At 61.3% G+C, this 13,311-nt stretch carries 15 protein-coding genes and 1 pseudogene; 8 read left to right on the plus strand and 8 right to left on the minus strand.

Annotated features, from left to right (window positions below; translation table 11 throughout):
* Positions 1 to 20: 20 nt before the first annotated feature.
* Positions 21 to 380, minus strand: coding sequence for a hypothetical protein (locus SA339_01770; protein ID MDW5561927.1), 360 nt, complete (start codon positions 378 to 380; stop codon positions 21 to 23).
* Between the two features lie 163 nt (positions 381 to 543).
* Here SA339_01770 and SA339_01775 point away from each other — a divergent pair, with 163 nt between their 5' ends.
* The 3 genes from SA339_01775 to nadC are packed head-to-tail and all read left to right on the plus strand — an operon-like array spanning position 544 to position 3,120.
* Entirely contained in the window at positions 544 to 990 is a 447-nt protein-coding gene (locus SA339_01775; protein ID MDW5561928.1) for a secondary thiamine-phosphate synthase enzyme YjbQ, read from the plus strand.
* A gap of 15 nt (positions 991 to 1,005) precedes the next feature.
* Complete coding sequence (locus SA339_01780) at positions 1,006 to 2,256, plus strand: MBL fold metallo-hydrolase (protein ID MDW5561929.1); 1,251 nt, start codon at positions 1,006 to 1,008, stop codon at positions 2,254 to 2,256.
* Positions 2,257 to 2,295: 39 nt separating this feature from the next.
* The gene (gene nadC, locus SA339_01785; protein MDW5561930.1) at positions 2,296 to 3,120 is read left to right on the plus strand and encodes a carboxylating nicotinate-nucleotide diphosphorylase; all 825 of its coding nucleotides are present in this window, start codon (positions 2,296 to 2,298) and stop codon (positions 3,118 to 3,120) included.
* Here nadC and SA339_01790 read toward each other — a convergent pair.
* The gene (locus SA339_01790; protein ID MDW5561931.1) at positions 3,110 to 3,934 is read right to left on the minus strand and encodes a CoB--CoM heterodisulfide reductase iron-sulfur subunit B family protein; all 825 of its coding nucleotides are present in this window, start codon (positions 3,932 to 3,934) and stop codon (positions 3,110 to 3,112) included. The two genes, nadC and SA339_01790, sit on opposite strands and share 11 nt — an antisense overlap.
* On the minus strand, positions 3,927 to 4,409 hold the full coding sequence (locus SA339_01795; protein MDW5561932.1) for a 4Fe-4S dicluster domain-containing protein: 483 nt from the start codon (positions 4,407 to 4,409) through the stop codon (positions 3,927 to 3,929). The genes SA339_01790 and SA339_01795 overlap by 8 nt, the downstream gene beginning before the upstream one ends.
* Positions 4,410 to 4,510: 101 nt before the next feature.
* On the opposite strand from SA339_01795, the gene SA339_01800 reads away from it, so the two are divergent.
* Positions 4,511 to 4,687, plus strand: coding sequence for a hypothetical protein (locus tag SA339_01800; protein MDW5561933.1), 177 nt, complete (start codon positions 4,511 to 4,513; stop codon positions 4,685 to 4,687).
* On the opposite strand, the gene SA339_01805 is transcribed toward SA339_01800, so the two are convergent.
* From SA339_01805 to SA339_01815, 3 genes are read right to left on the minus strand one after another with little or no spacing between them, the layout of a single operon-like run.
* Positions 4,688 to 5,116 carry a DUF488 family protein gene (locus SA339_01805; protein MDW5561934.1) on the minus strand — a complete coding sequence of 143 codons (429 nt, stop codon included), beginning with the start codon at positions 5,114 to 5,116 and terminating at the stop codon, positions 4,688 to 4,690. It lies immediately after the preceding gene.
* 30 nt (positions 5,117 to 5,146) lie between these two features.
* The gene (locus tag SA339_01810; GenBank protein MDW5561935.1) at positions 5,147 to 6,265 is read right to left on the minus strand and encodes a (Fe-S)-binding protein; all 1,119 of its coding nucleotides are present in this window, start codon (positions 6,263 to 6,265) and stop codon (positions 5,147 to 5,149) included.
* A complete protein-coding gene (locus SA339_01815) occupies positions 6,262 to 6,681 on the minus strand; it encodes a hydrogenase iron-sulfur subunit (GenBank protein MDW5561936.1) in 420 nt (139 codons plus the stop codon). The genes SA339_01810 and SA339_01815 overlap by 4 nt, the downstream gene beginning before the upstream one ends.
* A 117-nt stretch (positions 6,682 to 6,798) precedes the next feature.
* Between SA339_01815 and SA339_01820 the strand changes: the two genes are divergently transcribed.
* From SA339_01820 to SA339_01835, 4 genes and pseudogenes are all read left to right on the plus strand, one after another.
* Positions 6,799 to 7,500 carry an anaerobic ribonucleoside-triphosphate reductase activating protein gene (locus tag SA339_01820; protein MDW5561937.1) on the plus strand — a complete coding sequence of 234 codons (702 nt, stop codon included), beginning with the start codon at positions 6,799 to 6,801 and terminating at the stop codon, positions 7,498 to 7,500.
* Positions 7,501 to 7,610: 110 nt separating this feature from the next.
* Positions 7,611 to 8,324, plus strand: a complete 714-nt coding sequence (locus tag SA339_01825) for an ATPase domain-containing protein (protein ID MDW5561938.1) — start codon at positions 7,611 to 7,613, stop codon at positions 8,322 to 8,324.
* Between the two features lie 10 nt (positions 8,325 to 8,334).
* Positions 8,335 to 9,789 (plus strand): ATPase domain-containing protein, encoded by a 1,455-nt coding sequence (locus SA339_01830; protein ID MDW5561939.1) that lies wholly within the window; start codon positions 8,335 to 8,337, stop codon positions 9,787 to 9,789.
* A gap of 66 nt (positions 9,790 to 9,855) precedes the next feature.
* Positions 9,856 to 10,572: pseudogene (locus SA339_01835) on the plus strand (RAD55 family ATPase).
* Positions 10,573 to 10,666: 94 nt separating this feature from the next.
* Here SA339_01835 and SA339_01840 read toward each other — a convergent pair.
* A complete protein-coding gene (locus SA339_01840; protein ID MDW5561940.1) occupies positions 10,667 to 11,134 on the minus strand; it encodes an Hsp20/alpha crystallin family protein in 468 nt (155 codons plus the stop codon).
* Between the two features lie 101 nt (positions 11,135 to 11,235).
* Positions 11,236 to 13,092: a KamA family radical SAM protein gene (locus SA339_01845; protein MDW5561941.1), complete on the minus strand. Its 1,857-nt coding sequence runs from the start codon at positions 13,090 to 13,092 to the stop codon at positions 11,236 to 11,238.
* Positions 13,093 to 13,311: the final 219 nt, after the last annotated feature.

A 13,311-nucleotide genomic window follows, 5' to 3' on the forward strand; every position in this document is an offset into this window, starting at 1 on the left:
AGAAAAAATTGAAATCTCCCTCACCGAGGGATGAAATATGGCATGCCGCAGGCATCGAGCGCCCGCTTGGTGTTGTCAAAGGTCACCGCTCCGTGCTGGGTGCGGTGGCGCATGATGTCCTCCAAGGGGTATTCGAGGAACTCGGCGAACGCCTTCAGGCGCTCGAGGGGGAACGGTTGCTTTCCTATCAGGATCTGGCGGATGCTCCACCCGGGGTGGACCCGGGAACGATAGCCCAGCTCTCTTCCCAGCTGGTTGATGCTTCCGGCCTTCTCTATGCCCTCCTTGATGAGCTTGACCCGGAAGGCCGAGGACAGCCATACTCTGTCGTCCTCATGCAACTTATGGGCGATCGGGTTCATGTCGATTGTCTCAGGCACGAAAAAACTCACAATTCTCGGTTATTAAAATACCTTTCCTTGTTTCGTTGCATATCACCCGAACTCCCCTACCTGACAGAGATGGCCAGCGTGGTGTCTGGGTCCGTTCCGGGGACCCCCGGGGCAGGGATTATTCACAAGCATCAAATTAATATACTCTCCCATGGCTAGCCCTGATAAAGAGAGAGCCATGGGTAGCTTTAGGAAGGTCCTCGGTGTGAGGACCTCAGCGGAAGGTGACATCATCGACCTCACCGAGGACCTCAGGTCCGCGGTGCGGGCATGCGGGTTCATGGACGGTCTGGCCTGTGTGTTCATCAGCCACTCCACCGCCGCCCTGTTCACCATAGAGAACGAGGACGGCCTTCGGGCCGACATGAGAGACGGGCTACAGCGCCTGTTCCCCAAGGAGATCGACTATGAGCATCACCGACGATGGGGCGATGGCAACGGTCACTCTCACATCCGTTCCGCCTTCCTGGGCACTTCACTGACCGTCCCTTTCCACGACGGCGCTCCCGAGCTGGGGACCTGGCAGCAGGTCGTGCTCATGGAGCTGGACAATCGGGGCAGGGAGAGAAGAGTCATCATACAGATCATCGGAGAATGACAAGGAGGTAAGAAAATGAAGATAAAGTTCCTGGGAGGGGCAGACGTCGTTGGCCGCATGGGTATGCTCGTGCAGAATAAGGGCGCCACCCTCCTCTTCGAGTACGGCATGACCGCATCCAAGCCACCAACCTACCCGTTGGCCGCGCCCCCCGTGGACATGGCGTTCCTGACCCACAGCCACCTGGACCATTGCGGGATGATGCCCTGGCTGTGCGGCAAGTACGACACCGAGGTCGTGGCCACACCCACCACCGTGGACGTTGCCGAGCTTCTGGTGCGCGACTCCCTGAAGATCGCCGGCATTGAAGGGTACCCCAAACCATATGACGAGTCGGACATAAAGGCAATGATGCGCAACTTCACCCCGATGACCTATGGAGAGGTCATGGACGTCGGCGGGTTCGAGGTCTCGCTGCACCCCGCTGGCCATCTGCCGGGGGCCGCCATGTATGAGCTGAAGGGGGAGCAGACCACCGTATTCACCGGGGACATGCACACCCTGAACATGCGTCTGGTGTGGGGGGCCCATCCGGTGAAGTGCGACAACCTCATCATCGAGGGCACATACTCCGGTCGACTGCACCCCGATCGGCTGAAGACCGAGCACGATCTAATAGAGAAGGTCAAGGAGGTCGTGGAGCGGGGCGGGAAGGCCATCCTTCCGTGCTTCGCCGTCGGCCGGACGCAGGAGGTCATGCTCATACTCAAGGACCTGAAATACAACATGTGGGTCGACGGTATGGGAAAGACCATCAGCAGGCTGTACCTTGACCGTCCGGAGTACATCCGCAACGAGAAGGCGCTCAAGGCCGCCAAGCGCAAGTTCAACGAGGTCCGGACGCCCCTTGACCGCCAGAAGGCGCGGAGGGAGGCGCAGGTTATCGTCACCACCGGCGGCATGCTTGACGGTGGGCCGGTCCTCAACTACTTGGACGACGTAAAGAACGACCCCAAGAGCGCAGTGCTGCTCAGCGGCTTCCAGGTGGAGGGTTCGAACGGCCGTCTGCTGATGGACTCGGGCGTGATCAATGTCCAGGCCACCAAAGAGGAGATCCCCCACCCCGTCAAGATCAAGTGCGAGGTCAAGAAGTACGACCTCAGCGCCCACGCTGACCAGTCGGAGCTGCTTAACTTCATCCGCGCGTGCAAGCCGGAGAAGGTAATCATCATGCACTCCGACGACCGCGAGCCCCTGGCTGAAGAGGTCAGGCGCGACGGCATCAAGGTCCTCCTGCCCAAGGCAGACGAAGAGGTCGAGCTCTGAGCGTAAAGGTTCATTAGGCCGGGCCGGGATTCCGGGGCCATGAGCGGCATCGAGGACTTCCTCCGCGAGGACATCGGCCAGGGCGACATAACCTCTCAGGCGCTGATCGGCGACCGTAGGGGCTCGGCCAGGATCGTCACCCGGCAGGAATGCGTGATCGCCGGGCTGGAGGAGGCGGGGGAAGCATTCACCCTACTGGGGCTGCTCGTCACCCCCCTGGTGCGGGACGGCGAGCGGGTGTCGGCAGGTACCGCGGTTCTGGCGGTGGAAGGTGGACTGTGCTCGATCCTCGCCGGTGAGCGGGTAGCTCTCAACCTGCTGATGAGGATGTCGGGCATCGCCACCACCACCAATGACGTCCTCACCGCCTGCCGGGCTAGGAATCCCGGAATAATCATCGCCGCGACAAGGAAGACGACCCCCGGCTTCCGTCGGTACGAGAAGAGGGCGGTCGTGCTGGGGGGCGGGGACCCCCACCGATTCGGCCTGGACGACGCAGTCCTCATCAAGGACAACCACCTGGTGGTGGTCGGCGGCATCACCGCCGCGGTCACCGCCGGCAGGAAGGTCTCCTTCACCCGCAAGGTGGAGGTCGAGGTTACCTCACTGGACGGGGCAGAGGAGGCCGCCCGGGCCGGTGCGGACATAATTCTTCTGGACAACATGTCGCCGGGGGACGCCCTGATCTGCAGCCAGGCGATCAAGAGGATCGATCGGCGCATTGTGGTGGAAGCATCTGGAGGGATCACCCCGCAGACCGCTCCCGACTACGCCGCGGCGGTGGACGTCATATCGCTTGGTTGGCTGACCCATTCCGTCCGCGCGGCGGACCTGTCGCTGGACGTCACCGCCGTCAGAGACTGAGCTTGTTGCGGTGGTGCTGCAGGCCGATCCGCTCGGGAGCGGCCCCCATGGCCAGGGCCATGAGCTCGGCCAGGTAGAGCACCGGAAGCCCGCCCTTCTGCTTGATGTCGAACTGCACGAAGCAGAACGGGCATGGGGTCAGGATCGCCCTCCCCCCCGATGTCAGGTGCGACCGCGCTGGTCCGTCCAGCAGCTTGGCGGATAGCTCCTCATGGATGCCTGACAACCCGCCTCCGCAGCAGCTCGGCCACTCCTCCGCCCTCACCGTAGTGGCCCCTGCCCACGAGGCTATGCGATCCACGACCTCCGGGCGGAACGAGGCATCGAGGCCCAAGACTCCGCTGGGGCGGAGCATGTGGCAACCGGGGTGGGAAACCAGGGGCAGGGCGATGGGCCTTACCACCGCCGCCCGGACCGCCTCCTCCCGCTCGCTGAGCAGCCCGGGCAGATGGTGCACCGCGGTCTTGCCGCGGTACTCCCTTCCGATGGCGCCGAGGATCGCGTTCACCCGTCTCCTCACGATCCGGTCCTCTAATGAGTGGGCCGCCTCCCGCAGCGACATGTAGCAGCCGTTGCACAGAGTGATGATGTCTCGGTCCCCCTCCTCAGCGATCGCCAGCATACGTGCAGCGGAGACCAGCCAGGTATCTCTGGCCATTGTCCGCAGGCCGATGGGTTCGACGCAGCAGGCGGCGTCGGGAAGGTCCTCGTATGCTACGCCCAGCCGATCTAGGACGAAGCGAGAGGATGCCTCCAGGAATGGGAGGCGGGTGGGAATGAGGCAACCGGAGAAAAGGTAGAACGCGTCACTCACGGACGAACCTCCCCAGGCCGGTTCGGCGCACGATCTCCGAGCATTCGGTCAGCGCTTTCTCGCTGATCTCTCCCACGGGCAGACCAAGCTCCTTCCTCAGCTTTCTGGTCATGCCCGTTCGGGGAAAGGACAGCCCAGTCTTGAAGAACCGCTGAGCCTCCTCCCGCAGGTAGGCGGGCAGCTGTCCTCTACCAGCTGCTCTCTCGCGGAGGAGGGCGATGACCTCGCCAGGATCGGCCCCTGACGGGCATCGCTCCGAGCAACTCATGCACCGAGCGCACAACCATAAGCTGTCTTCGTTCGGCCATCCTGCTCCGGCGGCCACCCTGGCCATCAGCTCTGCGGGGCGGATGCCTCCATGCCGCTGGCTCGGGCACACTGCGGCGCACTCGCCGCACTGCTGGCATTGCAGCGCCAGGGGCGCGGTGCGCTCCAGCCAGTCCCCTATCTCCGGATCGGCAGCGGTCCTCCTCACGCCGGATGCTATCGCTCCCACGGATATACTGTTTTCTTTCTCCCGTTAGCGGACCCCCGAACTTCGCTGGTCTTAATACCCGGCAGCGCGGTCCGCCATTCATGGACATCGAGAAGGAGAAATGTCAGATCTGCGGCCGTCCAGCCAAGAACTACCAGTTCGCCACCTTCATATGCGACCGGGAGGAGTGTGTGGAGCAGGCCATGCAGGAAAGGGGAGGCCCGGCCGGGCACATCAAGGCCAAGCGCGAGGCTGAGGCCCGCAAGCAGAGCAAGTGATCATAGGTTCTTGATCGGTGTGCCCTCGCGCTGCAGGAGCTGGATGATGACGGACCCCTCGCACGCTTGCTCTCCCGGCAGGAAGCACAGGATGGCGGTCGGCCTCTCTTCCGCCAGCTGGCGAAGCCGGTCCATCTCGTACGATCGCCGGCTCAGGTAGTCATTGAAGGCCGCGGTCAGCTCCTCCCTGCCCCGATCGGCGGCGATACCCCTAAATTCCGGAGGCTCGCCCACGCCTTCGACATGCTGGAAATCGATTCCCGCCGCCCTCAGCTCCTCGGACAACCTTCCCTCGAGCGAACTACCTTCAAGGTCCCGGGCGACCGTCCCGATATGGACGACCCTCTCGATCCCGTTGTCCCGCAGCTTCCCAACGATCTCCCCGGCCGACCGCCCGTCGTAGCTGACGGTCCACAGCTTCAGCGTCATCGATGACCGTTTGGAGCGCCTGGTTTATAATCAACGTACCAGAGCGTTGGCCGCCCGTACGTGCAGATCCTCGATCCTTACCCGGCGGGGCAGCTCCGCCCCGTGGTGTCGGTCGGCGCACGACAGGTGGACCAGACACTTTGGGCAGGCGGTCAGCAACATGTCGGCCCCGGTAGACCCTGCCTCCTCCAGTCGCTCCACCTGCACCCTCTTGGCAGTGTGGTCGCAGTTCAACCACCCGGCCGTGCCACAGCACGCGCTCATCGCTCCCGACCGCGGCATGTCCACCAGCCCACCGACTGCCCTGATAATCTCCCGGGGCTCCTCCACGAGCCCGGCCCCTTTGCTCATGCGGCAGGGGTCCTGGTAGGTCAGGACCTCGCCCCCCGGGCGTAGCCTTATCTCACCGTTCCGTACCGCCTCGGCGACCAGCTCGATGACGCTGCGAGCCTCGATCCCTGTTTCTCCCAGTGCCCGGGGGTACAGGTATCTCCATGCCGAGAGGCACTCCGGGCAGAACGCCACGATCCTCCTGATGCCCATGGCTTTCATCTCCTCCAGATTGGCCCTGGCCAACTTCTCGAACAGCTCGTCGTCTCCGGCCCAGTAGGCATCGTGGCCGCAGCACCGTTCCGAGGTCAACACCCGCGGCCGGATGCCCATGGCGTTGAGCAGGCGGACCGCTGACCGGGGGATCTCCAGGAGGTCATCGCGGATGTATCTCAGGGTCGCGTCGATGTAAGGGGTGCAACCGACGAAGAGCAGAACGTCGGAGCGGGGATCGATCTCCAGGTCCGGGGTCACCCACCCCGCCGACCGGGGTCGAAGGCCGGACGCGGTGAGCCTGGCCGCCCGGTTGAGGATGCCGTGGTGGGCTGCGGTAGGCACGGATGCAATCCTCGACCGCTTCCGGAGGTCCCGGACCAGCGAGGGGAATTCCACCCCGGCGTTGCAGACCATCGTGCACCCCCCGCAGGCGGTGCAGGCCCACAGCCCTCCGGCCCCTGCCGTTTCCTTTCCGGCCAGCGCATCCTCCACCACCCGGCGGGGGGAGAAGGTCTCGTGCCGCTGGGCGGCCACGCAGGCGTAGGTGCACCGGCCGCACCCCACGCACTCCTCGGCGTGATGCTGTCGCAGGAGGTCGTTCATCGCCTTCCCTCCAGCGGCCCCAGGTCCCTGAGGAGGGCGCAGAAATCGTCGATGGTGCGGCCGAACAGTTCTCCCTCGGCCGCCGAGATCCACCGGAGGATAAGGCGCTCCCGCCCGATACCCAACAGGTCGAGCAGTTCCCAGGCGTCCTGGACCCTCAGCTCCTCTCGGACGTTACCGGAGATATAATGACAGTCCCCCGGGTGGCATCCCAGCACCATCACGCCGTCGGCTCCCCGGTCGAAACACTCCAGGATGAGGCCCGCGTCCACCCGGCTGGAGCACATCACCCGAACGATGCGGACATCGGGAGAGTATTGCCTCCTGGTGACGCCGGCCAGGTCTGCCCCGGCGTAGGCACACCAGTTGCAACAGAACGCCACCACCTTCGGCCGCCAGTCGGTTCCGGTTCGCACGGTCCTCCGAACGGCTCTAGGGCTTAAAATCCTCTCCTGGGAAGAGAGAAGTGCTACGGGGGTTTTCAAGGTGTCCGGGGTAAAGGTTAAGATGCTCCAGGGCGTCAGTGCGATGCGATGAGGATCATCGGTTTCATCAAGACCTCCCTTCTCGACTGGGACGGCCATGTGGTGGCCGTCGTCTACCTGCCGGGCTGCAACTTCCGCTGTCCGTTCTGCCATAACCAGGAAGTCGTCCTCTCCCCCGACTCCATGGAGGAGGTGCCGTTCAGCGAGGTAGAGGAGTACGTGCGCGCCAACTCCGAGTTCCTGGACGGGATCGTGGTCACCGGGGGAGAACCGACCATCCATGCCGACCTGCCGAACCTCCTGGCGAGGCTGAGATCGCTGGGCACCAAGATCAAGCTGGACACCAACGGCACGAACCCCGACATGCTGGAGGATATCCTTCATGCCGGTCTGGTGGACTACGTGGCTATGGACCTCAAGGCCCCACTGGACGAGAAGTACAAGGACCTCGCCGGAGTATCAATTCCAGTGGATCGGATCAAGCGCTCGATCGAAGTAATCCGCACCTCGGGGGTCGATCATGAGTTCCGTACCACCGTGGTGCCCATCCTGCTCTCACCCGAAGACGTGGAGAGGATCGCGGCGTACATCGGAGGAGCTAACAAGTATGCTATCCAGCAGTTCCGTCCGGGGAACACCTTGGACCCCAACCTGACGGCGGTCAAACCCTACCCCCGGGGCGCCATGCTGAGCATGGCGGAGTGCGCCAGGCAGTACGTGCGCAAGGTGGTCCTCCGGGGAGATGTCTAAAGAGGACCCCGATCAGGACCGTTATCAAGAACAGTACCGGGCCGAGAAGCTTTATCCACCCGGCTTTTATGTTTTTAGCCTGATAGTACCACTGTTCGGAGGATAGCATCTTGGACCAAACCCCGCGACTGAGAACCTACGTGGATGGCTTCGACCGAGCACTGGAGGGAGGGATCCCCCAGGGACACATTATTCTGATGGCCGGCACCCCGGGCACCATGAAGTCCTCGTTGACCTACTATACTCTTTTCAATCAAGCGAAGGAGAACAACACCACCTGCGTGTACGTCACTCTGGAGCAGTCCCGCACCTCCCTGCTGAAGCAGATGGAGAAGATGGGGATGCGCACTGAAGACGTGAAACAGAACATGCACATTCTGGACCTGGGGATCATACGCAAGAACCTCAAGAACACCACCGGTGCGGAGTCCTGGATGCAGGTGTTCAAGGGCTATCTGACATCGCTCAAGACTGATTTGAACTTCAGCGTGCTAGCGATAGATTCACTGGGAGTATTGGAGACCATATCTTCTATGACCAACCGGCGCACCGACCTCTTCTACCTGTTCGAGTGGCTGCGCGATCTCAACGCCACGACCATTCTCATTTCCGAGGCTTCCCCCGACCGGCTGTTCGACGGCTCCTATGATGAGGGATACCTCGCCGACGGGATAATCACGCTCAAGATGCAGGTCATTCGAGAGGTCGAGACCCAGAGGAGGATCCGCTGCGTCAAGATGAGGGAGACCAACCACGACCCGTCGTACTTCTCCCTGATCTTCTCCGGCGGGAAGTTCCAGGTGACCAAGGCCATCAGCGAATGAGGAGATGGTAATGCCACGGATATTGGAATGTGCGAGGTGCGGCGCGGGCATCGGTCATAACGACACCCAGTGCTGGCGCTGCGGCGAGCCCGTGAAGGGGGAGAGCAGCGGAGGCGCCAGGCTTAACGCCCTCTCCATGGGCAAGACGCCGGGCCCCGGTATACGGGACCTTCGCACGTCCAAGAATAAGGAGATCCCCAAGGTCGGGCCGGCGGTCCGCCCCATCCTCGAGACCTACAATGGACGGGAGAAGGAGCTGAAGGACAGGGAGAAGGAGGTCAAGGAGACCATGGCGGCCCTGGAGGCAGAATCCAGGGAGCTGGAATCTACCGCCCGGGAGATGGAGAAGGAGCGGATGGCCCTCAAGGAGGCCAGGGAGCGGATCGCCCAGAGGGAGCAGGAGCTCGACGCCAAGGCTATCCTCCTGGAGGACATACTGACCGTCACCCAGGACATCAAGAACGACTCTCCCGCGATCATATCTTCCGACGACAAGGAGGTGCTGCAGACAGCCCAGACTGAGCTCTGCACGGTGCTGGGGGAGGAGCGGGAGCGCATCCGCCGGGAGGTCGAGCGGGAGATGGCCGACCAGCTCACCCGCATCCAGCAGCTGGAGGCCGAGCTCAAGGTGGCAAGATCGCATCTCAACCGGGAAATGGATCCCGTGGTCCCCGTCGATATATCCCAGGTGCTATCTGATATCCGGTCAGAGATGAGCTCCCAGATAGGGGCGGGGATGCCAGAGGGGATCGAGGACACCCTGGTCCGCACCTACGTGGAGAAGCTCGACCAGATCCTGGCAGGCGGTGTGCCCCAGGGCAGCGTGGTGCTGATCAACGGGCCCCCCGGCAGCATGAAGACTTCGCTGGCCTTCAATATCCTGCACAACGCCGCGACCAATGGGCCGATGAAGGGCATGTTCCTCTCCCTAGAGCAGGACAGTGCCTCCCTCCTAAGGCAGATGGCCCGCCTGGACATGAAGCGGGAGGAGTCGCTGGAAAACCTGATGGTGGTGGACCTCGTCGACCTCCGGCGCAGCATGGAGGGGCAGATCGGCGACTGGCGCAATCTCATCGACCAGTACATTGAGGACGCGGTGACCGCCCATGGGATAAGGTTGCTGGTCCTCGATTCCCTAGAGTCGTTCGCCGCCCTATCGGAGAACGAGCTGGCCCGGTCGGACATCCAGGACCTCTTCGACCACTTCCGCGCGCTCGGATTGACCACCTTCGTTATCTCGGAGACTCCCATGAGCAAGCTGGAGCGTGATGGCCGCATGGAGCTTTATGTCGCCGACGGCGCTCTGGAACTGTCCCTCAAGGAGACCCCCGACAGCCATGTTCAGAGGTGGTTGCGGTGCGTGAAGATGAGAGGCACCAACATGGATCCCCGGTACTACAACATGATGCACGCTGGAGGGGCGTTCATCCTCAGTGTTCCGATGAACAGGTACTGCTCAGAGTGAGGGCAACGAGCATTTACCAACGAGACATTAAATATATTAACCATAATTTAGCCAGCGGAGGCTAAAACCTTGCAGATCGAGCGCTTGAGGACTTATATCCAGAATTTCGACGAGAATCTTCAGGGAGGGATCCCCAAGAATCAGGTGGTCCTCCTCACTGGCACCCCGGGTACCATGAAGTCCTCGGTCGCCTACAGCATCCTCTACTACAACGCTCTGGAGAAGGGCATCAAGTCGGTGTACATGACCCTGGAGCAATCCCGGGAGAACCTGTTGCAGCAGATGATATCCCTGGGCATGGATGACCCGCGCGCCGATGAGTACATCCAGATCCTCGATCTCGGCCTCATACGTAAGAACCTCACCCAGCTCAGCGCCAAGGGCACCTGGCTGCAGGTGTTCAAGATGTATGCGGACAACCTCAAGCAGAGCTTCAATTACGACATCCTTGTCGTCGACTCCCTGGATGTCCTGGAGATGGCCGCCCAGATGGAGGATAGCCGCCGGTCCGAGCTGTTCTACCTGTTCGAGTGGCTGAGGAACCTCAACGTGACATCCTTCCTCATATCCGAGACCACCCCGGACAACATGTTCGAGAACCGGTTCGATGAGGGGTACCTCGCCGACGGCGTAATATCCCTGAAGCTGCAGGAGATCGGCGAGACCGACATCCAGAGGCGTATCCGATGCATCAAGCTGAGGAGCACCAACCATAAAACCGGCTACTTCTCGCTCCTCTTTGCTGAGGGCAAGTTCCGGGCCACCCAGGTCATCACTGAGTGATGGACGCCGCTCTGACTGACAGTGAGCGGTACCGCGCACGGTGGCGGCACAGTGAGAAAAAAGAACGAGGCCGGCGCCGCTAGGCGCACATTCCTCACTCTATGTCCAGCCTTCTCTTGACCTCTGCCACCTTCTCCCTCTTGGGCATGGTGATGGTCAGGAGGCCGTTCTCCAACTTGGCGACGGCCTTGGAGCCGTCCCCATCCTCGGGAATGGGCAGTTCACGGTAGAAGGTCATGCGTTCCCTCTCTTTGCACACATAGCCTTCCTTCTTCTCCTCCAGCACGGCCTCCCGCTTGGCCTCGATGGCTATGCTGTCCTCTCCGACATCGACGCGCACTTCCTCCTTCTTCACCCCGGGGAGCTCGGCCTCGATGACGTACCGGTCGCCCTCGTCGAGGATATCCACCGTCGCGACGCGATCACTGGACCCCCCGTTCGGCATGATCTCGCTGAACCCTGCCCGGAGGTCGTCGGCCATCCGTTCCATCTCCCTCATCATGCTGTTGGCGCCCCAATATCCCATGGGGACCAGGTACCCAACTCTCTTCCGTATCGACATCTTGAGCCTCCCTATCATCTATACAACCAGAGGTTTACAATTAGCAAATGTGTTCTTGTCTCTATATAATAATTGTGGGAAGGGGTTTGAGGTCGGCAGACCTAGAAGTAGTACCAGATGCTGGCATAGTTCATGGGGTCCTCCGATCTCTCCCGCAGCCGCTCCAGGTACCTTAGGATGGGCACGTCCCGGTACACATAGGTAGGTGCGGCCACGATGTTCTTCTCCCAGGGGTGGAACTCATACACCCGTTCCCCTCGGGGCGAGATCATGATGAGATCGTGGTTCTGCCAGTTGGTCAGGTTGTTCTTCCCCAAGGCGGGAATGTTGAACACCGGTACATCGGTCCTAGCAAGCCCGGGGATCATCCTGGACTCCTCCTTCCGCTCCTGCAGGATACGGGCGATGGGCACCCGGTACCACTCCGTCTCCTCCTTGCCCTTGGTGTTGAAAGTGTAGTAGGGATCTACGCCGATCTGCTTGAGGAGGAGGCGCAGCGCCACCGTCTCGAACCGTCGGCTGTTCTCCATGGTGAAAACCTGCTGGTTGTAGACCGAGAGTCCATCCCGACGTACCCGGCGTATGCACTCCATCGTCTCCGGGGTGACCTCGTATGGATGCTCGAAGTGGGTTACCAGGCACAGCTCCCGCTTGGCCGGGTCGTTGAACTCCCCCAACATCTTGATGATCTCGTCGGTGAAGCGCATGGGCAGCACCACAGGTAGGCGGGTCCCGAACCTCACCCTCTTGATATGCTCGATCCCTGCCACATTCGTCAGCAGGCGGCGGAGGTTGTTGTCGGAGATGAGTAGGGGATCCCCCCCGGTGATTAGGATCTCGGTGACCATGGGGTGGTCCTCAAACCACTGCAGAGCCTCCCTGATCTTCTGCTCGGGGGCCAGAGCGCCGGGGCTCATCACATCGTCGATTTCCCAGTTACGTTGGCAGTACACGCAGATCTGGGCGCAACTGTTGTACGGTTTCAGGATGGCGATCATGGGATAGCGGCGGGTCACCAGGTCGACGGGCGAGGTGTCGCCCTCCCGCATGAAGTCCAGGGAGCCCCTGGTCCTCGTGTCGAGGATACCCTTTACGTAGCTCAGGGGCGGTATGACCTGCGCCCGGATGGCATGGTCGTTCTTGCGGTGGGCCTCGAAGTCCATCAGCGAGAGATAGTATGGAGTAATGCCGAAGGGCACGCGGTTCCCCGTCGCCTGTTCGATGGCCTCGTGCTCGTCATCGGTCAGCTCGATCAGGCCGTCCAGGTCCTCCGCCTTTCTGCGCACATGTCGAAGCTGCCAGTGATGGTCGTTCCAATCCTCTTCGCTGGCACCCAGGGCGTCCATGATGCGCTCCCGGTTCACCTTGCGGCGGGCCACAACCTCGGGGTCCAGCCCGGTGGGGTACTTGGAGATCCATTCATTGCAGCGCTCGGACATGACGTCCAGGAAGTCGGAGCGCTTCCTGGCCGCTTCTCGTCCGAAGGTATTGGAAAGATCGGGCCCTTCCCTGCTGGTGAGACCCGACATGCCCATCGCCCCCTTGACGATATGGTAGAAATCGACGAACAGCGCCCGGTCCTCGTCCCCGATCTCACCGCTGCGCGCGATGCGGACCATATCTGTCAGAGTGCTGCATCCGCTTAACTTCTCGTTCCGTGGGGAGATAAGGTTCCGCAGCACCTGAATGCAATACAGTGCGTTGACCCTCTCCAGAGCGTCGATCTGCCAATAGAGGGAGTGATATGAGAACTCCAGGCGTGAAGTTAGGTTGAAGATATTGATCCTTACATCCTCGATATCGTCGTCCGAGGCCAACAGCTCGAACAGCTCCGGGTTTAGCTTTCTCAGGTGGTCGGCATGGATGGACTCGAAGACTGAAACGCCCCTTCGGTCCCTACGCATGTCCTCGTCCCTCTCCTGGTTCTGGTTATCTATCGCTAAATGTTCTTCGTTCATTTGATCCCTCATTGACCCTCCGGGCGATGCATAAAAGAATGGCCTCTCGGGTCAACTAGAAGATGCCATTCATACTATTACCAACTTCACTCTACATTATCAAAGTGTGTTATGATACAAATAAGGATATCGTTCGAAGGGGACATCCGCGGACGTGACGGCACCACCACGGAAGCGATGCCGTACCTTGGTTTTAGTACCGACGCATGTGATCCTGGC

The organism is Methanomassiliicoccus sp., assembly GCA_033485155.1.
Lineage (GTDB): Archaea > Thermoplasmatota > Thermoplasmata > Methanomassiliicoccales > Methanomassiliicoccaceae > UBA6.

Excerpts from the sequence above, each read along its gene's own strand:
- SA339_01780 (MDW5561929.1), top strand. The coding sequence starts at position 1,006 with ATGAAGATAAAGTTCCTGGGAGGGGCAGACGTCGTTGGCCGCATGGGT.
- SA339_01845 (MDW5561941.1), bottom strand. The coding sequence starts at position 13,092 with ATGAACGAAGAACATTTAGCGATAGATAACCAGAACCAGGAGAGGGAC.
- SA339_01810 (MDW5561935.1), bottom strand. The coding sequence starts at position 6,265 with ATGAACGACCTCCTGCGACAGCATCACGCCGAGGAGTGCGTGGGGTGC.
- SA339_01800 (MDW5561933.1), top strand. The coding sequence starts at position 4,511 with ATGGACATCGAGAAGGAGAAATGTCAGATCTGCGGCCGTCCAGCCAAG.
- SA339_01805 (MDW5561934.1), bottom strand. The coding sequence starts at position 5,116 with ATGACGCTGAAGCTGTGGACCGTCAGCTACGACGGGCGGTCGGCCGGG.
- nadC (MDW5561930.1), top strand. The coding sequence starts at position 2,296 with ATGAGCGGCATCGAGGACTTCCTCCGCGAGGACATCGGCCAGGGCGAC.
- SA339_01840 (MDW5561940.1), bottom strand. The coding sequence starts at position 11,134 with ATGTCGATACGGAAGAGAGTTGGGTACCTGGTCCCCATGGGATATTGG.
- SA339_01830 (MDW5561939.1), top strand. The coding sequence starts at position 8,335 with ATGCCACGGATATTGGAATGTGCGAGGTGCGGCGCGGGCATCGGTCAT.
- SA339_01820 (MDW5561937.1), top strand. The coding sequence starts at position 6,799 with ATGAGGATCATCGGTTTCATCAAGACCTCCCTTCTCGACTGGGACGGC.
- SA339_01775 (MDW5561928.1), top strand. The coding sequence starts at position 544 with ATGGCTAGCCCTGATAAAGAGAGAGCCATGGGTAGCTTTAGGAAGGTC.